Origin of the sequence: Streptomyces sp. MMBL 11-1, from assembly GCF_028622875.1 — a bacterium.
GTDB lineage: Bacteria > Actinomycetota > Actinomycetes > Streptomycetales > Streptomycetaceae > Streptomyces.
This window is the reverse complement of record NZ_CP117709.1, coordinates 967,223-987,656: the sequence shown is the minus strand read 5'-3', so window position 1 is coordinate 987,656 and position 20,434 is coordinate 967,223. Positions and strand designations below refer to the sequence as shown.

Annotated in this window: 19 protein-coding genes; 17 read left to right on the top strand and 2 right to left on the bottom strand. The window is 71.6% G+C overall.

The annotated features are described in order from the left end of the window. The first annotated feature begins 20 nt into the window (after positions 1 to 20). Together efp and nusB are read left to right on the top strand one after the other, a co-directional pair. Entirely contained in the window at positions 21 to 587 is a 567-nt protein-coding gene (gene efp / locus PSQ21_RS04040; protein WP_274029015.1) for an elongation factor P, read from the top strand. 2 nt (positions 588 to 589) lie between these two features. Next, the gene (nusB, locus tag PSQ21_RS04035; protein WP_274029014.1) at positions 590 to 1,021 is read left to right on the top strand and encodes a transcription antitermination factor NusB; all 432 of its coding nucleotides are present in this window, start codon (positions 590 to 592) and stop codon (positions 1,019 to 1,021) included. 204 nt (positions 1,022 to 1,225) lie between these two features. Here nusB and bldD read toward each other — a convergent pair whose 3' ends face one another. Continuing rightward, positions 1,226 to 1,726, bottom strand: coding sequence for a transcriptional regulator BldD (gene bldD / locus PSQ21_RS04030; RefSeq protein WP_003970358.1), 501 nt, complete (start codon positions 1,724 to 1,726; stop codon positions 1,226 to 1,228). 222 nt (positions 1,727 to 1,948) lie between these two features. Between bldD and pyrR the strand changes: the two genes are divergently transcribed. The 14 genes from pyrR (at position 1,949) to PSQ21_RS03960 (ending at position 18,557) form a co-directional block, all read left to right on the top strand. Further along, positions 1,949 to 2,533 (top strand): bifunctional pyr operon transcriptional regulator/uracil phosphoribosyltransferase PyrR, encoded by a 585-nt coding sequence (gene pyrR / locus PSQ21_RS04025; RefSeq protein WP_274029013.1) that lies wholly within the window; start codon positions 1,949 to 1,951, stop codon positions 2,531 to 2,533. A 94-nt stretch (positions 2,534 to 2,627) separates the two neighbouring features. Then, complete coding sequence (locus PSQ21_RS04020; RefSeq protein WP_274029012.1) at positions 2,628 to 3,614, top strand: aspartate carbamoyltransferase catalytic subunit; 987 nt, start codon at positions 2,628 to 2,630, stop codon at positions 3,612 to 3,614. A 2-nt stretch (positions 3,615 to 3,616) separates the two neighbouring features. Continuing rightward, entirely contained in the window at positions 3,617 to 4,903 is a 1,287-nt protein-coding gene (locus tag PSQ21_RS04015; RefSeq protein ID WP_274029011.1) for a dihydroorotase, read from the top strand. Then, the gene (locus PSQ21_RS04010; protein ID WP_274029010.1) at positions 4,900 to 5,481 is read left to right on the top strand and encodes a PH-like domain-containing protein; all 582 of its coding nucleotides are present in this window, start codon (positions 4,900 to 4,902) and stop codon (positions 5,479 to 5,481) included. The genes PSQ21_RS04015 and PSQ21_RS04010 overlap by 4 nt, the downstream gene beginning before the upstream one ends. Continuing rightward, positions 5,478 to 6,617, top strand: a complete 1,140-nt coding sequence (carA, locus tag PSQ21_RS04005) for a glutamine-hydrolyzing carbamoyl-phosphate synthase small subunit (RefSeq protein ID WP_274029009.1) — start codon at positions 5,478 to 5,480, stop codon at positions 6,615 to 6,617. The genes PSQ21_RS04010 and carA overlap by 4 nt, the downstream gene beginning before the upstream one ends. Then, a complete protein-coding gene (carB, locus tag PSQ21_RS04000) occupies positions 6,610 to 9,918 on the top strand; it encodes a carbamoyl-phosphate synthase large subunit (RefSeq protein ID WP_274029008.1) in 3,309 nt (1,102 codons plus the stop codon). Before carA ends, carB begins: the two co-directional genes overlap by 8 nt. A gap of 85 nt (positions 9,919 to 10,003) precedes the next feature. After that, entirely contained in the window at positions 10,004 to 11,116 is a 1,113-nt protein-coding gene (locus PSQ21_RS03995; protein ID WP_274029007.1) for a quinone-dependent dihydroorotate dehydrogenase, read from the top strand. Next, positions 11,113 to 11,952 (top strand): orotidine-5'-phosphate decarboxylase, encoded by an 840-nt coding sequence (gene pyrF, locus PSQ21_RS03990; RefSeq protein WP_274029006.1) that lies wholly within the window; start codon positions 11,113 to 11,115, stop codon positions 11,950 to 11,952. The genes PSQ21_RS03995 and pyrF overlap by 4 nt, the downstream gene beginning before the upstream one ends. 244 nt (positions 11,953 to 12,196) lie before the next feature. Next, complete coding sequence (locus PSQ21_RS03985) at positions 12,197 to 12,520, top strand: integration host factor (protein ID WP_040019917.1); 324 nt, start codon at positions 12,197 to 12,199, stop codon at positions 12,518 to 12,520. 38 nt (positions 12,521 to 12,558) lie between these two features. After that, on the top strand, positions 12,559 to 13,152 hold the full coding sequence (gmk, locus tag PSQ21_RS03980) for a guanylate kinase (RefSeq protein ID WP_097869625.1): 594 nt from the start codon (positions 12,559 to 12,561) through the stop codon (positions 13,150 to 13,152). A gap of 61 nt (positions 13,153 to 13,213) precedes the next feature. Next, positions 13,214 to 13,486: a DNA-directed RNA polymerase subunit omega gene (gene rpoZ / locus PSQ21_RS03975; RefSeq protein WP_003970369.1), complete on the top strand. Its 273-nt coding sequence runs from the start codon at positions 13,214 to 13,216 to the stop codon at positions 13,484 to 13,486. 138 nt (positions 13,487 to 13,624) lie between these two features. After that, entirely contained in the window at positions 13,625 to 14,869 is a 1,245-nt protein-coding gene (coaBC, locus tag PSQ21_RS03970; RefSeq protein ID WP_274029004.1) for a bifunctional phosphopantothenoylcysteine decarboxylase/phosphopantothenate--cysteine ligase CoaBC, read from the top strand. A 199-nt stretch (positions 14,870 to 15,068) separates the two neighbouring features. Next, complete coding sequence (gene metK / locus PSQ21_RS03965) at positions 15,069 to 16,277, top strand: methionine adenosyltransferase (RefSeq protein ID WP_274029002.1); 1,209 nt, start codon at positions 15,069 to 15,071, stop codon at positions 16,275 to 16,277. A gap of 135 nt (positions 16,278 to 16,412) precedes the next feature. Continuing rightward, on the top strand, positions 16,413 to 18,557 hold the full coding sequence (locus tag PSQ21_RS03960; protein ID WP_274029001.1) for a primosomal protein N': 2,145 nt from the start codon (positions 16,413 to 16,415) through the stop codon (positions 18,555 to 18,557). Positions 18,558 to 18,673: 116 nt separating this feature from the next. Here PSQ21_RS03960 and PSQ21_RS03955 read toward each other — a convergent pair whose 3' ends face one another. Further along, positions 18,674 to 19,234: a hypothetical protein gene (locus PSQ21_RS03955; RefSeq protein ID WP_274029000.1), complete on the bottom strand. Its 561-nt coding sequence runs from the start codon at positions 19,232 to 19,234 to the stop codon at positions 18,674 to 18,676. A 250-nt stretch (positions 19,235 to 19,484) separates the two neighbouring features. On the opposite strand from PSQ21_RS03955, the gene fmt reads away from it, so the two are divergent. Further along, positions 19,485 to 20,417, top strand: coding sequence for a methionyl-tRNA formyltransferase (gene fmt / locus PSQ21_RS03950; protein WP_274028999.1), 933 nt, complete (start codon positions 19,485 to 19,487; stop codon positions 20,415 to 20,417). Positions 20,418 to 20,434 lie beyond the last annotated feature (17 nt).

Below are 20,434 nucleotides of genomic sequence, written 5' to 3'. Positions count from 1 at the left end.
GTCCAGGAGATTCCGCAACCGTGGCTTCCACGAACGACCTCAAGAACGGCCTGGTGCTCAAGCTCGACGGAGGCCAGCTCTGGTCCGTCGTCGAGTTCCAGCACGTCAAGCCCGGCAAGGGCCCCGCCTTCGTGCGCACCAAGCTCAAGAACGTGCTCTCCGGCAAGGTCGTCGACAAGACGTTCAACGCCGGCGTGAAGGTCGAGACGGCCACCATTGACCGCCGCGACATGCAGTTCTCGTACATGGACGGCGAGTACTACGTGTTCATGGACATGAACACGTACGACCAGCTCATGGTCGACCGCAAGGCCGTCGGCGACGCCGCCAACTACCTGGTCGAGGGCTTCACCGCCTCCGTGGCCCAGTACGAGGGCGAGGTGCTCTACGTCGAGCTGCCCGCCGCGGTCGAGCTGACGATCCAGCACACCGACCCGGGCGTCCAGGGCGACCGCTCCACCGGCGGCACCAAGCCCGCCACGCTGGAGACCGGTTACGAGATCGGCGTGCCGCTCTTCATCACCACCGGCGAGAAGATCAAGGTCGACACCCGCACGGGCACCTACCTCGGCCGGGTGAACAGCTAACCGTGGCTGCCCGGAACAAGGCCCGCAAGCGCGCCTTCCAGATCCTCTTCGAGGCCGACCAGCGCGGTGAGTCCGTGCAGACCGTGCTCGCGGACTGGGTTCGGCACTCGCGGACCGACGACCGTCAGCCGCCGGTCGGCGAATTCACGATGGAGCTCGTCGAGGGGTACGCGCGGTACGCGGACCGTATCGACGACCTCATCGTCACCTACGCCGTGGACTGGGAGATCGACCGCATGCCGGTCGTCGACCGGAGCATCCTGCGGCTCGGTGCGTACGAGCTGATCTGGATGGACGAGACCCCGGACGCCGTGGTGATCGACGAGGCCGTCCAGCTCGCCAAGGAGTTCTCCACCGATGACTCCCCGTCCTTCGTGAACGGCCTGCTGGCCCGTTTCAAGGAGCTGAAGCCGAACCTCCGCCGGGAGCAGTAGCCCCGGCCGCGACGGTTCGGTCGCACACACCACGAAGGGCCCACGGTCAGCCGGCCGTGGGCCCTTCGTGGTACCCGGGAGCCCCCGCCGGGCCCGAGGGGCCCGGGGCGCGGACGGGGATACGGAAACGCCGGGCGGGCGGGGGCCCGAAGGTCCCCGCCCGCCCGGCGGCACGTTTCTGCTGTGGGGTCCCGCCCCGCTCGCTCAGCCCTCGTCGTGGGAGACGGCGCGGCGCGCGTCCGCGTCCAGCACGCCCCAGCTGATGAGCTGCTCCGTGAGCACGGACGGCGACTGGTCGTAGATCACGGCGAGCGTGCGCAGGTCGTCCTGGCGGATCGAGAGCACCTTGCCGTTGTAGTCACCGCGCTGGCTCTGGATGGTCGCCGCGTAGCGCTGCAGCGGACCGGCCTTCTCCGGCGGGACGTGGGCGAGGCGCTCCAGGTCCAGGACGAGCTTCGGCGGCGGCTCGGCGGCCCCGCCCGGCGTCGTGCCGGGCAGCAGCTCCTGCACCGGGACCCCGTAGAAATCCGCCAGCTCGGCGAGGCGCTGCACGGTCACGGCGCGGTCGCCGCGCTCGTACGAACCGACCACGACGGCCTTCCAGCGTCCCTGGGACTTCTCCTCCACGCCGTGGAGGGAAAGGCCCTGCTGGGTGCGGATGGCACGGAGTTTGGCCCCGAGCTGTTTTGCGTATTCGCTGGACATATGGCTCCCCGGACGCTGGAACAGTGTGCGGCTCCGCCGCGTGGCTGGTAACTCACTGTGAGGTTACGCAGCGTTACTTGGATGCGTCAAGCCGAATGGTCCGGACCGGCACCTCCCGGGGGCGGGTCCAGGGCCGAGCACAAGCCCTGGTAGCGTGGATGACGCAATTTCGACGTCCTTTAACGATCCGTCCCGTGAGGCGGAGAAGGAGGTCCGTTTCTTATGGACGCACAGCACGACCACACCGGCAAGGCGGCACGCCCCGTTCTCGAGGCCCCCGACATCGCCCGTGTGCTGACCCGTATCGCCCACGAGATCGTCGAACGCGCCAAGGGCGCCGACGACGTGGTGCTGCTCGGCATCCCGACCCGGGGCGTCTTCCTCGCCCGTCGGCTGGCCGAGAAACTCCAGGAGATCACCGGCCGGAAGACGCCGGTCGGATCGCTCGACATCACCATGTACCGCGACGACCTGCGGATGCGCCCGGCCCGCGCCCTGGCCCGTACCGACATCCCCGGCGAGGGGATCGAGGGCAGCCTGGTCGTCCTGGTCGACGACGTGCTCTTCTCCGGCCGCACGATCCGCGCCGCCCTCGACGCGCTCGGCGACATCGGCCGCCCGCGCGCGGTGCAGCTCGCGGTCCTCGTCGACCGCGGCCACCGGGAACTCCCGATCCGCGCGGACTACGTCGGCAAGAACCTCCCCACGTCGCTGCGGGAGACGGTCAAGGTCCAGCTCGCCGAGGAGGACGGCCGCGACGCCGTGCTGCTGGGCGTCAAGCAGGCCGCCCCCGCGGACACGCAGTAGCTCGAACCCTCCCGTACGCCCTTTCGGGGACGTACGGCCGCTCCTGCGCGCCCGCATGCCTGAAACTCCCTCCAGCAACCCGGAGAACCCCCAGATGAAGCGTCACCTCATCTCGGCCGCCGACCTCACCCGCGACGACGCCGTCCTGATCCTCGACACCGCCGAGGAGATGGCCCGGGTCGCGGACCGGCCGATCAAGAAGCTCCCCACCCTGCGCGGCCGTACCGTCGTCAACCTCTTCTTCGAGGACTCGACCCGCACCCGCATCTCCTTCGAGGCGGCCGCCAAGCGGCTGTCCGCCGACGTCATCAACTTCTCCGCCAAGGGCTCCTCCGTCTCCAAGGGCGAGTCCCTGAAGGACACCGCGCTGACCCTGGAGGCGATGGGCGCCGACGCCGTCGTCATCCGGCACGGAGCCTCCGGCGCCCCCTACCGGCTCGCCACCTCCGGCTGGATCGACGGCGCTGTGGTCAACGCCGGGGACGGCACCCACGAGCACCCCACCCAGGCACTGCTGGACGCCTTCACGATGCGCCGCCGGCTCGTCGGCGCCGACGCCGGGCTCGGCCGCGACCTGGACGGCCGCCGCATCACGATCGTCGGCGACATCCTGCACAGCCGCGTCGCCCGCTCCAACGTCCACCTGCTCACCACGCTCGGCGCGCACGTCACCCTGGTGGCCCCGCCCACCCTCGTCCCCGTGGGCGTCGAGAAGTGGCCCTGCGACGTCAGCTACAGCCTGGACAACGTGCTGGCGAAGTCCGATGCGGTGATGATGCTGCGTGTGCAGCGTGAACGGATGAACGCGGCGTACTTCCCGACCGAGCGCGAATACTCGCGCCGCTACGGCCTGGACGGCGAGCGGATGGCGAGGATGCCCGAGCACGCCGTCGTCATGCACCCCGGCCCGATGGTCCGCGGCATGGAGATCACCGCCGAGGTCGCCGACTCCGACCGCTGCACGGTCGTCGAGCAGGTCGCCAACGGCGTATCCATCCGCATGGCCGTGCTCTACCTGCTGCTCGGCGGCTCCGACACCGCGCTGTCCGCCGCCCCCGCCCGTACCGAGGAGAACAAGTAACCATGAGCAAGATCATTGTCCGCGGTGCGCGGATCCTCGGCGGCGAGCCGCAGGACGTTCTGATCGACGGCGAGACCATCGCCGAGGTCGGTACCGGCATCGACGCCGCCGGCGCCACCGTGATCGAGGCCGAGGGGCAGATCCTGCTGCCCGGCCTGGTCGACCTGCACACCCACCTGCGCGAGCCCGGCCGCGAGGACTCCGAGACCGTCCTCACCGGCACCAAGGCCGCGGCCGTCGGCGGCTTCACCGCCGTGCACGCCATGGCCAACACCTTCCCCGTCGCCGACACCGCCGGCGTCGTCGAACAGGTCTGGCGCCTCGGCAAGGAGTCCGGTTACTGCGACGTCCAGCCCGTGGGCGCCGTCACCGTGGGCCTGGAGGGCAAGCAGCTCGCCGAGCTCGGCGCGATGCACGACTCCGCCGCCGGGGTGAAGGTCTTCTCCGACGACGGCAAGTGCGTCGACGACGCGGTGATCATGCGCCGCGCCCTGGAGTACGTGAAGGCCTTCGACGGCGTCGTCGCCCAGCACGCCCAGGAGCCCCGCCTCACCGAGGGCGCCCAGATGAACGAGGGCATCGTCTCCGCCGAGCTGGGGCTCGGCGGCTGGCCCGCCGTCGCCGAGGAGTCGATCATCGCCCGCGATGTCCTCCTCGCCGCCCACGTCGGCTCCCGCGTCCACATCTGCCACCTCTCCACCGCCGGCTCCGTGGAGATCGTCCGCTGGGCCAAGTCCAAGGGCTGGAACGTCACCGCCGAGGTCACGCCCCACCACCTCCTCCTCACCGACGAGCTGGTCCGCACCTACAACCCGGTCTACAAGGTGAACCCGCCGCTGCGCACCGAGGCCGACGTGCTGGCGCTGCGCGAGGCGCTCGCCGACGGCACGATCGACTGCGTCGCCACCGACCACGCCCCGCACCCGCACGAGGACAAGGACTGCGAGTGGGCCGCCGCCGCCATGGGAATGGTGGGCCTGGAGACCGCGCTCTCGGTCGTCCAGCAGACGATGGTGGACACCGGCCTGATCGACTGGGCGGGCGTCGCCGACCGCATGTCCTTCCGCCCCGCGGCCATCGGCCGCCTCGAAGGGCACGGCCGCCCCGTCTCGGCGGGTGAACCCGCCAACCTCACCCTGGTCGATCCGGCATACCGTGGAGCCGTGGACCCCGCGGGCTTCGCGTCCCGCAGCCGCAACACCCCCTACGAGGGCCGTGAGCTGCCGGGCCGCGTCACCCACACCTTCCTGCGGGGCCGTGCCACGGTCGTCGACGGGAAGCTCGCGTGACAACTCTGACCCCCCTGTACCACCTGGCCGCCGAGCAGAAGTCGGCGGAAGTGACGGACTGGGCCGCCCGCATCGCCTGGGTGGTCGGCCTGCTCGTCTTCATCGCCCTCGTCTACTGGCTGATGCGCCAGGGCTGGAAGTGGCGCGCCAGCCTCCAGTCCGGCCTGCCCGAGCTCCCGGCCGCCCCCGAGGGCTTCGCCGACGACGAGCCGCTCCTGACGCTTCAGGGGCGCTACCACGCCTCCACCACCGCCGGGCAGTGGCTCGACCGGATCGTCGCGCACGGCCTCGGCACCCGCAGCCGCACCGAGCTGACGCTCACCTCGCGCGGACTGTACGTCGAACGCCCCGGGGCTGCCGACTTCTTCGTCCCGGCACAGGCCCTGCGCGAGGCCCGTCTCGACAAGGCGCTCGCCGGCAAGGTCCTCCCCGAGGGCGGCCTGCTGATCATCACCTGGGCGCACGGAGAGACGCTGATCGACTCCGGCTTCCGCTCCGACCGCGCCGCCGAGCACCAGGCCTGGGTCGACGCCGTCACCCACCTCACCAGCACCACTACGGAAGGCACCGCACGATGACGATCTCCACCCGGGGGGACCAGACCCCCGCCGTACTCGTCCTGGAGGACGGCCGCGCCTTCTGCGGCCGTGCCTACGGGGCCGTGGGGGAGACCTTCGGCGAAGCGGTGTTCTCCACCGGCATGACCGGCTACCAGGAGACGCTGACCGATCCGTCGTACCACCGCCAGGTCGTCGTCATGACCGCCCCGCACGTCGGCAACACCGGCGTGAACGACGAGGACCCCGAGTCCGGCCGCATCTGGGTCTCCGGCTACGTGGTCCGCGACCCCGCCCGCAAGCCCTCCAACTGGCGCTCGCAGCGCTCGCTGGACGAGGAGCTGGCGGCGCAGGGCGTCGTCGGTATCAGCGGCGTCGACACCCGCGCCCTCACCCGCCACCTGCGCGAACGCGGCGCGATGCGCGTCGGGATCTTCTCCGGCAACGCGATCCCCGACGAGGGCACCCTCCTCGCCAAGGTCCGCCAGGCCCCCGAGATGACCGGCGCCGACCTCTCCGCCGAGGTCGCCACCAAGGAGACCTACGTCGTCCCCGCGATCGGCACGAAGAAGTTCACCGTCGCCGCGATCGACCTCGGCATCAAGGGCATGACCCCGCACCGGATGGCCGAGCGCGGCATCGAGGTGCACGTGCTGCCCGCCACCGCCACCCTGGAGGAGGTGTACGCCGTCAACCCCGACGGCGTCTTCTTCTCCAACGGCCCCGGCGACCCGTCCACCGCCGACCACCCGGTCGCCCTCATGCGCGGCGTCCTGGAACGGTCCACCCCGCTCTTCGGCATCTGCTTCGGCAACCAGATCCTCGGCCGCGCGCTCGGCTTCGGCACCTACAAGCTGAAGTACGGACACCGCGGCATCAACCAGCCGGTGCAGGACCGCACCACCGGCAAGGTCGAGGTCACCGCGCACAACCACGGCTTCGCCGTCGACGCCCCGCTGGACCAGGTCTCCGACACGGAGTTCGGCCGCGCCGAGGTCTCCCACGTCTGCCTCAACGACCAGGTCGTCGAGGGGCTCCAGCTCCTGGACCGGCCCGCGTTCAGCGTCCAGTACCACCCCGAGGCGGCCGCCGGCCCGCACGACGCCGCGTACCTCTTCGACCGCTTCGTTTCCCTGATGGAGGGCCAGCGTGCCTAAGCGCTCCGATATCCAGTCCGTCCTGGTCATCGGCTCCGGTCCGATCGTCATCGGCCAGGCCGCCGAGTTCGACTACTCCGGCACCCAGGCCTGCCGCGTCCTCAAGGCCGAGGGCCTGCGCGTCATCCTGGTGAACTCCAACCCGGCGACGATCATGACCGACCCGGAGATCGCCGACGCCACCTACGTCGAGCCGATCACCCCGGAGTTCGTGGAGAAGATCATCGCCAAGGAGCGCCCCGACGCGCTCCTGCCCACCCTCGGCGGCCAGACCGCGCTGAACACCGCGATCTCCATGCACGAGAACGGCGTCCTGGAGAAGTACGGCGTCGAACTCATCGGCGCCAACGTCGAGGCGATCAACAAGGGCGAGGACCGCGACCTCTTCAAGGGCGTCGTCGAGGCGGTCAAGGAGAAGATCGGATACGGCGAGTCCGCCCGCTCCGTCATCTGCCACAGCATGGACGACGTCATCGCCGGCGTCGACACCCTCGGCGGCTACCCCGTCGTCGTCCGCCCCTCCTTCACCATGGGCGGCGCCGGCTCCGGCTTCGCCCACGACGAGGAGGAGCTGCGCCGCATCGCCGGACAGGGCCTCACGCTCTCCCCGACCACCGAGGTACTCCTGGAGGAGTCCATCCTCGGCTGGAAGGAGTACGAGCTGGAGCTCATGCGCGACCGCAACGACAACGTCGTGGTCGTCTGCTCCATCGAGAACTTCGACCCGATGGGCGTCCACACCGGCGACTCCATCACCGTCGCCCCGGCGATGACGCTCACCGACCGCGAGTACCAGCGGCTGCGCGACGTCGGCATCGCGATCATCCGCGAGGTCGGCGTCGACACCGGCGGCTGCAACATCCAGTTCGCCATCGACCCCACCGACGGCCGGGTCATCGTCATCGAGATGAACCCGCGCGTCTCCCGCTCCTCGGCGCTCGCCTCCAAGGCCACCGGCTTCCCGATCGCCAAGATCGCCGCCAAGCTGGCCGTCGGTTACACCCTGGACGAGATCCCCAACGACATCACCGAGAAGACGCCGGCCTCCTTCGAGCCGACCCTCGACTACGTCGTCGTCAAGGCCCCGCGCTTCGCCTTCGAGAAGTTCCCCTCCGCCGACTCCACCCTCACCACCACCATGAAGTCGGTGGGCGAGGCCATGGCGATCGGCCGGAACTTCACCGAGGCCCTCCAGAAGGCCCTGCGCTCGCTGGAGAAGAAGGGCTCGCAGTTCGCCTTCACCGGCCCGGTCGGCGACAAGGCAGAGCTGCTCGCGGAAGCGGTCCGCCCGACCGACGGCCGGATCAACACCGTCATGCGGGCGATCCGCGCCGGAGCCACCCAGGAGGAGGTCTTCGACGCCACGAAGATCGACCCCTGGTTCGTCGACCAGCTCTTCCTGATCAAGGAGATCGCCGACGAGCTGGCCTCCGCCGAACGCCTGGACGCCGGCCTGATCGCCGAGGCCAAGCGGCACGGCTTCTCCGACGCCCAGATCGGCGAGATCCGCGGGCTGCGCGAGGACGTCGTCCGCGAGGTGCGGCACGCGCTCGGCATCCGCCCGGTCTACAAGACGGTCGACACCTGCGCCGCCGAGTTCGCCGCGAAGACGCCGTACTTCTACTCCTCCTACGACGAGGAGAGCGAGGTCGCGAGCCGCACCAAGCCGGCCGTGATCATCCTCGGCTCGGGCCCCAACCGCATCGGCCAGGGCATCGAGTTCGACTACTCATGCGTGCACGCCTCCTTCGCCCTGAGCGACGCGGGCTACGAGACCGTCATGGTCAACTGCAACCCCGAGACCGTCTCCACCGACTACGACACCTCCGACCGGCTCTACTTCGAGCCGCTCACCCTGGAGGACGTCCTGGAGATCGTGCACGCCGAGTCGCTGGCGGGTCCGATCGCCGGTGTCATCGTGCAGCTCGGCGGCCAGACCCCGCTCGGCCTCGCGCAGGCGCTCAAGGACAACGGCGTGCCCGTCGTCGGCACCTCCCCGGAGGCCATCCACGCCGCCGAGGACCGCGGCGCCTTCGGCCGGGTCCTGGCCGAGGCCGGACTGCCCGCGCCCAAGCACGGCACCGCCACCACCTTCGGCGAGGCCAAGGCCATCGCCGACGAGATCGGCTACCCGGTCCTGGTCCGCCCGAGCTACGTGCTCGGCGGGCGCGGCATGGAGATCGTGTACGACGAGACGCGCCTCGCCGCCTACATCTCCGAGTCCACCGAGATCAGCCCCACCCGGCCGGTCCTGGTCGACCGCTTCCTCGACGACGCCATCGAGATCGACGTGGACGCCCTCTACGACGGCACCGAGCTGTACCTCGGCGGCGTCATGGAGCACATCGAGGAGGCCGGAATCCACTCCGGCGACTCGGCCTGCGCCCTGCCCCCGATCACGCTCGGCGGCTTCGACATCAAGCGGCTGCGCGCCTCCACCGAGGGCATCGCCAAGGGCGTCGGCGTCCTCGGGCTGATCAACATCCAGTTCGCGCTCTCCGGTGACATCCTCTACGTCCTCGAAGCCAACCCGCGCGCCTCCCGCACGGTCCCCTTCACCTCCAAGGCGACCGCCGTGCCGCTCGCCAAGGCCGCCGCCCGCATCTCGCTGGGCGCGACCATCGCCGAGCTGCGCGCGGAGGGGCTGCTGCCGAGGACCGGCGACGGCGGCACCCTGCCGCTGGACGCGCCGATCTCCGTCAAGGAGGCCGTGATGCCGTGGTCGCGCTTCCGCGACATCCACGGCCGGGGCGTCGACACGGTCCTCGGCCCGGAGATGCGCTCCACCGGCGAGGTCATGGGCATCGACTCGGTCTTCGGCACGGCGTACGCCAAGTCGCAGGCCGGGGCCTACGGCCCGCTGCCCACCAAGGGCCGCGCGTTCATCTCGGTCGCCAACCGGGACAAGCGCTCGATGATCTTCCCGGCCCGTGAACTGGTCGCCCACGGCTTCGAGCTGATGGCCACCTCCGGCACCGCCGAGGTTCTCCGGCGCAACGGCATCAACGCCACCGTCGTGCGCAAGCAGTCCGAGGGCGCCGGCCCGAACGGCGAGAAGACCATCGTCCAGCTCATCCACGACGGCGAGGTCGACCTCATCGTCAACACGCCGTACGGCACCGGCGGCCGGCTCGACGGTTACGAGATCCGCACCGCGGCCGTCGCCCGCTCCGTACCGTGCCTGACCACGGTCCAGGCGCTCGCCGCCGCCGTCCAGGGCATCGACGCCCTCAACCACGGTGACGTCGGGGTCCGTTCCCTCCAGGAACACGCCGAGCATCTGACAGCGGCCCGCGACTAGCGGCCCGGAGAGGGGGACACCGTCGAACGGTGTCCCCCTCTTCGCGAGCCACGTCGAGCACACCGAGCACCAAGGACATCTCTTCATGTACAAGCTCTTCTTCCGGCTGGTCTTCACGCGGATGGACCCCGAGCGGGCCCACTACGCCGCCTTCCGGTGGATCCGCCTCGCCGCCCGCGTCCCCGTCCTGCGCACCTTCGTCGCCGCCGCCCTCGCCCCGCGCTTCAAGGAGCTGCGCACCGAGGCCCTCGGCCTGCGGATGCACGGCCCCTTCGGGCTCGCCGCCGGTTTCGACAAGAACGCCGTCGCGATCGACGGCATGGCGATGCTCGGCTTCGACCACATCGAGATCGGCACCGTCACCGGCGAACCGCAGCCCGGCAACCCCAAGAAGCGCCTCTTCCGGCTCGTCGCGGACCGCGCGCTGATCAACCGCATGGGCTTCAACAACGAGGGTTCCGCCGCCGTCGCCGCCCGCCTGGCCGCACGCAACCCCGTCTTCCGCACCACGGTCGGCGTCAACATCGGCAAGACCAAGGTCGTGCCCGAGGCCGAGGCCGCCGCCGACTACGTGAAGTCCACCGAGGCCCTCGCCACCCACGCCGACTACCTGGTCGTCAACGTCTCCTCGCCCAACACCCCCGGCCTGCGCAACCTCCAGGCCACCGAGTCGCTGCGCCCGCTGCTCACCGCCGTACGCGAGGCCGCCGACCGCACCGTCACCACCCGGCGCGTCCCCCTGCTCGTCAAGATCGCCCCCGACCTCGCGGACGAGGACGTCGACGCGGTCGCCGACCTCGCCGTGGAGCTGGGCCTGGACGGCATCATCGCCACCAACACCACCATCGCCCGCGAGGGCCTGGGCCTGACGTCGGCACCCGACCTGGTGGGGGAGGCCGGCGGACTGTCCGGCGCACCCCTCAAGGAGCGCTCGCTGGAGGTCCTGAGCCGCCTGTACGCCCGGGTGGGGGACCGGATCACGCTGGTGGGCGTCGGGGGCGTCGAGACCGCCGAGGACGCCTGGCAGCGGATCCTCGCCGGGGCCACCCTCGTCCAGGGCTACAGCGCCTTCATCTACGAGGGCCCCTGCTACGCCCGCGCGATCCACAAGGGCCTCGCCGCCCGGCTCGCCGCCTCCCCGTACGCCACCCTCGCCGAGGCCGTCGGCGCCGAGACCCGGAAGAAGGCCGCCCTGTGACGCTCGAACCCTTCGGCACCCGCCTGCGGCACGCCATGGACACCCGCGGACCGCTCTGCGTCGGCATCGACCCGCACGCCTCACTGCTCACCTCCTGGGGCCTGAACGACGACATCGCGGGCCTGGAGCGCTTCACCCGGACCGTCGTGGAGGCGCTGGCCGACCGGGTCGCCGTCCTCAAGCCGCAGTCCGCGTTCTTCGAGCGGTTCGGCTCGCGCGGCGTCGCCGTCCTGGAGAAGGCGGTCGAGGAGGCACGGGCGGCCGGCGCGCTCGTCCTGATGGACGCCAAGCGCGGCGACATCGGCTCCACCATGGGCGCCTACGCGGCGACCTACCTGGACAAGGACTCGCCGCTCTTCTCGGACGCGGTGACGCTCTCCCCGTACCTGGGCTTCGGCTCACTGCGCCCGGCGCTCGACGCGGCCGCCGCCTCCGGCGCGGGCGTCTTCGTGCTCGCCCTGACCTCCAACCCGGAGGGCGCCGAGGTCCAGCGGGCCACAGCCGCCGACGGCCGCTCCCTCGCCCAGCTGATGCTCGACCACATGGCCGCCGAGAACGCCGGGGCCGCCCCGCTCGGCCCGGTCGGCGCGGTGGTCGGCGCGACGCTCGGCGACGCGGGGGTGAACCTGGCGATCAACGGGCCGCTCCTCGCGCCCGGCATCGGCGCCCAGGGGGCGACCCCGGCGGATCTTCCGGCGGTGTTCGGCGACGCGGTGGGCAACGTGGTGCCCAGCGTGAGCCGGGGCGTGCTGCGCCATGGACCGGACGCGTCCGGGCTGCGCGAAGCCGCAGAGCGGTTCGCGGACGAGGTCCGCGAGGCCGTGTCCGGCAGTTGACCCTGACACGTTTACAGCGTGTTGACGAAATACTGACGAGAAACCTGGTCGATATGTCGGAAAAATCCCGGTCGGCCACAGCTGACCAGGACTTTTCGTCTGTTCTCGCTGACTACGGCGGTCCTTGCCGCTAGTCTCCGTCGAGAGCGGACGAGCACAGTGTGTTCTCCACTCGCCAGGTGGGTGGCGTCCAGCTTCCCCGCCGGTCCGTATCCGACAGATCGACATCCGAGGTGACGTAGGCGTGGCTCTTCCGCCCCTTACCCCTGAACAGCGCGCAGCCGCGCTCGAAAAGGCCGCCGCGGCTCGCCGGGAGCGGGCCGAGGTCAAGAATCGACTCAAGCACTCCGGCGCTTCCCTCCACGACGTCATCAAGCAGGGCCAGGAGAACGACGTCATCGGGAAGATGAAGGTCTCCGCGCTGCTGGAATCCCTGCCGGGCGTCGGCAAGGTCCGCGCCAAGCAGATCATGGAGCGTCTCGGCATTTCCGAGAGCCGCCGGGTCAGGGGTCTTGGCTCCAATCAGATCGCATCCCTGGAGCGTGAGTTCGGCGGCAGCCCCGCCTGACGTTCTCAGGCACTCCTGAGAACCTGGATAATCGCCCCATGGCTGCAACATTCCGGGGGACGTCCCCCGTACCCCCGGACGTACGTCCGCGACTGACCGTGCTCTCCGGCCCCTCCGGGGTCGGCAAGAGCACGGTCGTCGCTCATATGCGCACCGTGCACCCCGAGGTCTGGCTCTCCGTGTCGGCGACGACACGCAAGCCGCGTCCCGGGGAGCGCAACGGTGTCCACTACTTCTTCGTGGACGACGAGGAGTTCGACAAGCTCGTCGCCAACGGCGAACTGCTGGAGTGGGCCGAGTTCGCGGGCAACCGCTACGGCACGCCCCGGCGAGCCGTACTGGACCGCCTGGAGGCCGGTGAGCCGGTCCTGCTGGAGATCGACCTCCAGGGCGCCCGGCTGGTCCGCCAGTCGATGTCCGACGCGCGTCTGGTCTTCCTGGCGCCGCCGAGCTGGGAGGAGCTGGTGCGCAGGCTCACCGGCCGGGGCACCGAGGCCCCCGAGGTCATCGAGCGCCGGCTCGCCGCCGCGAAGATCGAACTGGCCGCCGAGGCCGAGTTCGATACGACGCTGGTCAACACCTCCGTCGAGGACGTGGCGCGTGAGCTGCTAACGTTGATGCTTCAGGCCTAGATCTCCGTGATCGTCCAGATCTCTTTGATCTTTGATCTACATCCCCTTCGGAAGGCAGAGAGTGTCCTCTTCCATCACCACGCCCGAGGGCATCATCAACCCGCCGATTGATGAGCTCCTCGAAGCCACCGACTCGAAGTACAGCCTGGTGATCTACGCGGCCAAGCGCGCCCGCCAGATCAACGCGTACTACTCGCAGCTCGGTGAAGGCCTCCTCGAGTACGTCGGTCCGCTCGTCGACACCCACGTGCACGAGAAGCCGCTCTCGATCGCGCTCCGCGAGATCAACGCGGGCCTGCTGACCTCCGAGGCCATCGAGGGCCCCGCGCAGTAACGCAGGAGCACCACGGCACCTTCACTCCAGGCCCGGCGGCCCGTCCGCCGGGCCTGGAGTGTGTCCGGGGCCGGGTGAACGCGTTCCGTGCGGTGAGGCAGCATGGGACGCATACGTTGCCGAGTGCGGGGAGACGCAGTGGACAAGCCGAAGGTGGTCCTGGGGGTCAGCGGGGGCATCGCCGCCTACAAGGCGTGCGAGCTGCTGCGCCGGCTGACCGAGTCCGGCCACGACGTGCGGGTCGTCCCGACCGCCGCGTCACTGCACTTCGTGGGGGCCGCGACCTGGTCGGCGCTCTCCGGTCACCCGGTGTCCGACGAGGTCTGGGAGGACGTCCACGAGGTCCCGCACGTGCGGATCGGGCAGGGCGCCGACCTCGTGGTGGTCGCCCCGGCCACCGCGGACATGCTGGCCAAGGCCGCCCACGGGCTCGCCGACGACCTTCTCACCAACACGCTCCTGACCGCCCGCTGTCCGGTGGTCTTCGCCCCCGCCATGCACACCGAGATGTGGGAGCACCCGGCCACCCAGGAGAACGTCGCCACGCTGCGCCGCCGGGGAGCCGTCGTCATCGAGCCCGCCGTCGGGCGGCTCACCGGCGTCGACACCGGCAAGGGCCGGCTCCCCGACCCCGGCGAGATCTTCGAGGTCTGCCGCCGGGTGCTGGCGCGCGGGGTCACCGAGCCCGATCTCGCGGGCCGCCACGTGGTGATCAGCGCCGGCGGCACGCGCGAGCCGCTCGACCCGGTGCGCTTTCTGGGCAACCGCTCCTCCGGCAAGCAGGGGTACGCGCTGGCGCGCACCGCCGTGGCCCGGGGGGCCCGGGTCACCCTGATCGAGGCCAACACCGGGCTGCCCGACCCGGCCGGAGCCGATGTCCTCCGCGTCGGCACCGCCGTCCAGCTGCGCGAGGCCGTGCTGAAGGCCGCCCCCGACGCGGACGTGGTGGTGATGGCGGCCGCGGTGGCCGACTTCCGCCCTGCCGCGTACGCCTCCGGCAAGATCAAGAAGAAGGACGGCGAGGAGGCGCCCGCCGTCACCCTGGTCCGCAACCCCGACATCCTCGCCGAGGTCTCCGGCGAACGGGCCCGCCCGGACCAGATCGTCGTCGGATTCGCGGCCGAGACCGACGACGTGCTGGTCAACGGCAGGGCAAAGCTCCGCCGCAAGGGCTGCGACCTCCTCGTGGTCAACGAGGTGGGGGAGCGCAAGACCTTCGGCTCGGAGGAGAACGAAGCGGTCGTCCTCGCTGCCGACGGCTCGGAGACACCGGTGCCGTACGGCCCCAAGGAAGCGCTCGCCGACACGGTCTGGGATCTGGTTTCGGGCAGGTTCCAGCCGATTTCACAATCAACTCTCCGGGCGAACGAAATCGTCCCATAAGGCATGAAACGCAGGCCGGGAAGGGTGGATTGTCCTACTGGTGCCCCACGTGGCGCGCGTCACGAACCACCCAAAGGGCGAGACACCTGCCCCGGTCGCCGGATGCGACCGATAAACTGGCCGACGGTACGCGCCGAGCGCAGCTCTCGGTCGTCCCACCCATGATCAGCCAGCAGCCGCTGCAACCCCAGGGAGCGATGTGTCCCGCCGTCTCTTCACCTCGGAATCCGTCACCGAGGGTCACCCCGACAAGATCGCTGACCAGATCAGCGACACGATTCTCGACGCGCTCCTGCGCGAGGACCCCTCCTCGCGCGTCGCCGTCGAGACCTTGATCACCACCGGTCTGGTGCATGTCGCGGGCGAGGTCACCACCAAGGCCTACGCCGACATCCCCAACCTCGTGCGCAACAAGGTTCTGGAGATCGGTTACGACTCCTCCAAAAAGGGCTTCGACGGTGCTTCCTGTGGCGTCTCGGTGTCGATCGGCGCGCAGTCGCCGGACATCGCGCAGGGTGTCGACACCGCGTACGAGAAGCGGGTCGAGGGCGATGAGGACGAGCTCGACAAGCAGGGCGCGGGCGACCAGGGCCTGATGTTCGGCTACGCCTGCGACGAGACCCCGGAGCTGATGCCGCTCCCGATCCACCTCGCCCACCGGCTCTCCCGGCGGCTGTCCGAGGTGCGCAAGAACGGGACCATCCCCTACCTGCGCCCCGACGGCAAGACCCAGGTCACCATCGAGTACGACGGTGACAAGGCGGTCCGGCTGGACACGGTGGTCGTCTCCTCGCAGCACGCCTCCGACATCGACCTGGACTCGCTGCTCGCCCCCGACATCCGCGAGTTCGTCGTCGAGCACGTGCTCGCGCAGCTCGTCGAGGACGGCATCAAGCTGGACACCGAGGGCTACCGCCTCCTGGTGAACCCGACCGGCCGCTTCGAGATCGGCGGCCCGATGGGCGACGCCGGCCTGACCGGCCGCAAGATCATCATCGACACCTACGGCGGCATGGCCCGGCACGGCGGCGGCGCCTTCTCGGGCAAGGACCCGTCCAAGGTCGACCGCTCCGCCGCGTACGCGATGCGCTGGGTCGCCAAGAACGTGGTGGCCGCCGGTCTCGCCGCGCGCTGCGAGGTCCAGGTCGCGTACGCGATCGGCAAGGCCGAGCCCGTCGGACTGTTCGTGGAGACCTTCGGCACCGCCGCGGTCGACACCGAGAAGATCGAGCACGCGATCGGCGAGGTCTTCGACCTCCGCCCGGCCGCGATCATCCGGGACCTCGACCTGCTCCGCCCGATCTACGCCCAGACCGCCGCCTACGGCCACTTCGGCCGTGAGCTGCCCGACTTCACCTGGGAGCGCACCGACCGCGTGGACGCCCTGCGCGCCGCCGCCGGTCTGTAGCCGGACCGCCCGCGTACGACAACAGCGGAGCGGGTGCCATCGAGTACGACAGCGGGGCCCGGACACCGATCGAGGTGGCCGGGCCCCGCTGCCGTGCCCCCGCCGCTGTCAGTGCTCTCTGGTAGGAATTCAGCTGTGAGCAGCGAGAACGAGCAGTCCGCCGAACCCGGTGCCGGGGCGCCGGAGCAGCTTGCGCTGATCAGGGAGACCGTGCGCCGCGCGAAGGTGCCGCGCGCCAAGCCGCGGACCTGGCGGGGCGCCACGCTCGCCGAGGAGCTGCCCGTCGCCCGCGTCCTGGTCAACAAGGGCGTCCTCCACCTCGACCAGTTCTTCGACTACGCGGTCCCCGAGGAGCTGGACGCCGACGCGCAGCCGGGCGTCCGGGTCCGGGTGCGCTTCGGGGCGGGCGGGCGCAACGTCCAGGGCGGGCGGCGTGAGGGCGGCGGCCTGATCGACGGCTTCATCGTCGAGCGCCGCGCCGACTCCGACTACCAGGGGGCGCTGGCCGCCATCGCCTCCGTGGTCTCCCCGGAGCCGGTCCTCGGGCCCGACCTGCTCGCCCTCTGCCGCGCCGTCGCCGACCGGTACGCGGGCAGCCTCGCCGATGTCCTCCAGCTCGCCGTCCCGCCGCGCAACGGCCGCGCAGAGTCCAAGCCCTCCCCGGACCCACTGCCCCCGCCCCCGTCCCCGGAGCCGGGCACCTGGGAGCGGTACGGCCAGGGCCTGGCCTTCCTGCGCGCGCTGGCCGAGGGCGGCGCTCCGCGCGCGGTGTGGACCGCTCTGCCCGGCCCGCACTGGCCCGCCGAGATCGCCGGAGCCGTCGCCGCGACGCTCTCCTCCGGGCGCGGCGCCCTCGTCGTCGTCCCGGACGGACGGGCCGCCGGACGGGTCGACGCCGCCCTGACCGAGGCGCTCGGCACCGGCCGGCACGCCCTGCTGACCGCCGACTCCGGCCCCGAGAAGCGCTACCGGCAGTGGCTCGCGGTGCGCCGGGGCTCGGTGCGGGCGGTCGTGGGGACCAGGGCCGCCATGTTCGCCCCCGTCCAGGACCTCGGCCTGGTCGTCGTCTGGGACGACGGGGACTCCAGCCACAGCGACGACAACGCCCCCTTCCCGCATGTCCGCGAGGTCCTGGAGCTGCGGTCGGCACAGGGCCGCTGCGGCTTCCTCCTCGGCGGGACCAGCTGCACGGTCGAGGCCGCCCAGCTGGTGGAGAGCGGCTGGGCGCTGCCGCTCCTCGCGGACCGCGAGCGGCTGCGCCGGGCCGCGCCCCTCATCCGTACGGTCGGGGACGGCGAGCTGGCCCGGGACGGCGCCGCCCGCACCGCCCGGCTCCCCAGCCTCGCCTGGGGGGCCGTGCGCGACGGTCTGCGCAGCGGTCCGGTGCTGGTCCAGGTGCCCCGCCGGGGTTACGCCCCCCGCCTCGCCTGCGAACGCTGCCGGACGCCCGCCCGCTGCCGGCACTGCGCGGGCCCCCTCCAGGCCCCGGACCAGCGGGATCTCGACTGCGCCTGGTGCGGGCGGGCCGAGCGGTCCTGGCACTGCGCGGAGTGCGGCTCCACCCGGCTGCGGGCGCAGATCGTCGGCGCGCGCCGCACCGCGGAGGAGCTGGGCCGGGCCTTCCCCGCCGTGCCCGTCCGCACCTCGGGGCGCGACCACATCCTCGACGCGGTGCCCGGCACTCCGGCCCTGGTCGTCTCCACGCCCGGCGCGGAGCCCGTCGCCGAGGGCGGGTACGCGGCGGCCCTGCTCCTGGACGGCTGGGCCATGCTCGGCCGGCCCGATCTGCGCGCGGGGGAGGAGGCACTGCGCCGGTGGACGGCGGCGGGGGCGCTGGTGCGGAGCCAGGAAGAGGGCGGCACGGTGGTGATCGTGGCCGAGCCGACGGAGCGCGCGGTGCAGGCGCTGGTCCGCTGGGACCCGTCGGGATTCGCCCGGCGGGAGCTGGCGGAGCGGGCCGAGCTGGGCTTCCCTCCGGTCTCCCGGATGGCCTCGGCCACCGGCCCCCCCGAGGCTCTGGCCGCGTTCCTCCGGACCGCCGGGCTGCCGCCGGAGGCCGAGATCCTGGGTCCGGTGCCCGTCCCGTCGGCCGAGCCCGGCAGGCCCCGCCGGCCGGGGGGCGCCCCGCCGGGCGAGACCTGGGAGCGGGCCCTGATCCGCGTGGTCCCGGGACGCGGGGCGGCGCTCGCCCGCGCCCTGAAGACGGCGCTCGCGGCCCGCATGGCCAAAGGGGCGACCGACCCGGTGCGCATCAGGATCGACCCGCCCGACATCGGCTGAGGCCGCGGGGGAGCCGCCTGCGGCAGCCCGCCGGTCGGCCCGCACAGGCACGGGGCCCGGACAGAGGACTGCCCCGCCGTGCGACCGGCACGGTGGGGCAGAGGGGCGGCGCGCGGTCAGCCGTTGCGGGGGCCCGGGAAGGCGCCGGGGCGCAGCTCCTCGCGGACCGGCCGGTCCGCGAGAGGCTGTGGCGGCATCGAGCGGGCCGCCGGGACCGAGGGCACCGGGGAGCCCGGCCCTGCGACGGGCCCGGCCAGCCCTGGTCCGACGGAGACCGGACGCGGCGCCGCCGCGTTCTCGCCGCTCGTCTCGGAGCCGGGCTGCGGCGTGGTCCGGCGCGTCCCGTAACGGCGGTGCACGGCCTGCTTGGTGACGCCGAGGGCGGAGCCCACCGCGTCCCAGGAGAAGCCCAGCGACCGGTCGAAGTCCACCGCGGCCGTGACCAGGGTCTCGACGCTGTCCCGCAGTTCCTGCGCGAGGCGGACGGTGGGGGCCGGGGCCCTGCCGTAGACGACGAAGCCCGCGGAGGGGCCGGAGCGGCGCGGACGGTAGACGTTGCCCAGCTGGGCGGTGAGGGTGCGCAGCGCGTCCACCTGCCGCCGGACCCGCTCGATGTCCCGCACCAGAAGATGCAGACTGGCCCGCGCTTGGGCGTCGTGCGTTGCGTGGTCGGCCATGAAGAAGCCTCTCGAACCGGCGTTGAAAGGGATCGGGCCGCATCGGGGCGGCCCGCTTCGGTCAATCTCCTTTGACCAACGCCCGAGCCGGGTATGTGGTCACGCTATCGGGGCGTATGTGCGTATGCACGGGGCGTGCGCGGCGCACGTACGCCCCCTGGGCGGCGCCCGCCGGGAATTACGGGACAGCCCTTAGACTGGTGTGCTGCTCGTCACCGTACGTCTTGGCCCGAGAGGCAGTCAGCCACCCATGAAGCTCGTCTTCGCCGGCACCCCCGAAGTCGCCGTCCCCGCACTGGACGCCCTGATCGCCTCCGGCCGCCATGAGGTGGCCGCCGTCGTGACCCGTCCGGACGCCCCCGCCGGGCGGGGGCGCCGGCTCGTCGCGAGCCCGGTGGCCGAGCGGGCGGAGGAGGCCGGGATCGAGGTGCTCAAGCCCGCCAGGCCCCGGGACGAGAAGTTCCTCGCCCGGCTGCGCGAGATCGCCCCGGACTGCTGCCCGGTCGTCGCCTACGGCGCCCTGCTGCCCAAGGTCGCCCTCGACGTGCCCGCCCGGGGCTGGGTCAACCTGCACTTCTCGCTGCTGCCCGCCTGGCGGGGCGCGGCGCCGGTCCAGCACGCGGTGATGGCCGGGGACGAGGTGACCGGCGCGTCGACCTTCCTGATCGAGGAGGGGCTGGACTCCGGCCCGGTCTACGGCGTCCTCACCGAGGAGGTCCGCCCCACCGACACCAGCGGCGACCTGCTCACCCGGCTCGCCTTCGCCGGCGCGGGGCTGCTCGCCGCCACCATGGACGGCATCGAGGACGGCACGCTGCACGCCGTGCCCCAGCCCGACGACGGCGTCACCCTGGCCCCGAAAATCACCGTCGAGGACGCCCAGGTCCAGTGGTCCGCACCCGCCCTGCGGGTCGACCGGGTGGTGCGCGGCTGCACCCCGGCACCCGGCGCCTGGACCCTGTTCCGCGGCGAGCGGCTCAAGCTGGTCCAGGCCACGCCCGTCCCGGACCGCACCGACCTGGCCCCCGGCGAGCTGTCGGCCGCCAAGAACAACGTGTACGTGGGCACCGGATCGCACGCGGTCGAGCTGCTCTGGGTCCAGCCGCAGGGCAAGAAGCCGATGAAGGCCGCCGACTGGGCGCGCGGCGTCCGCATCGTCCACGGCGAGTTGCTCGGCCTGTAGAGAGGCGCCCCGAGCGG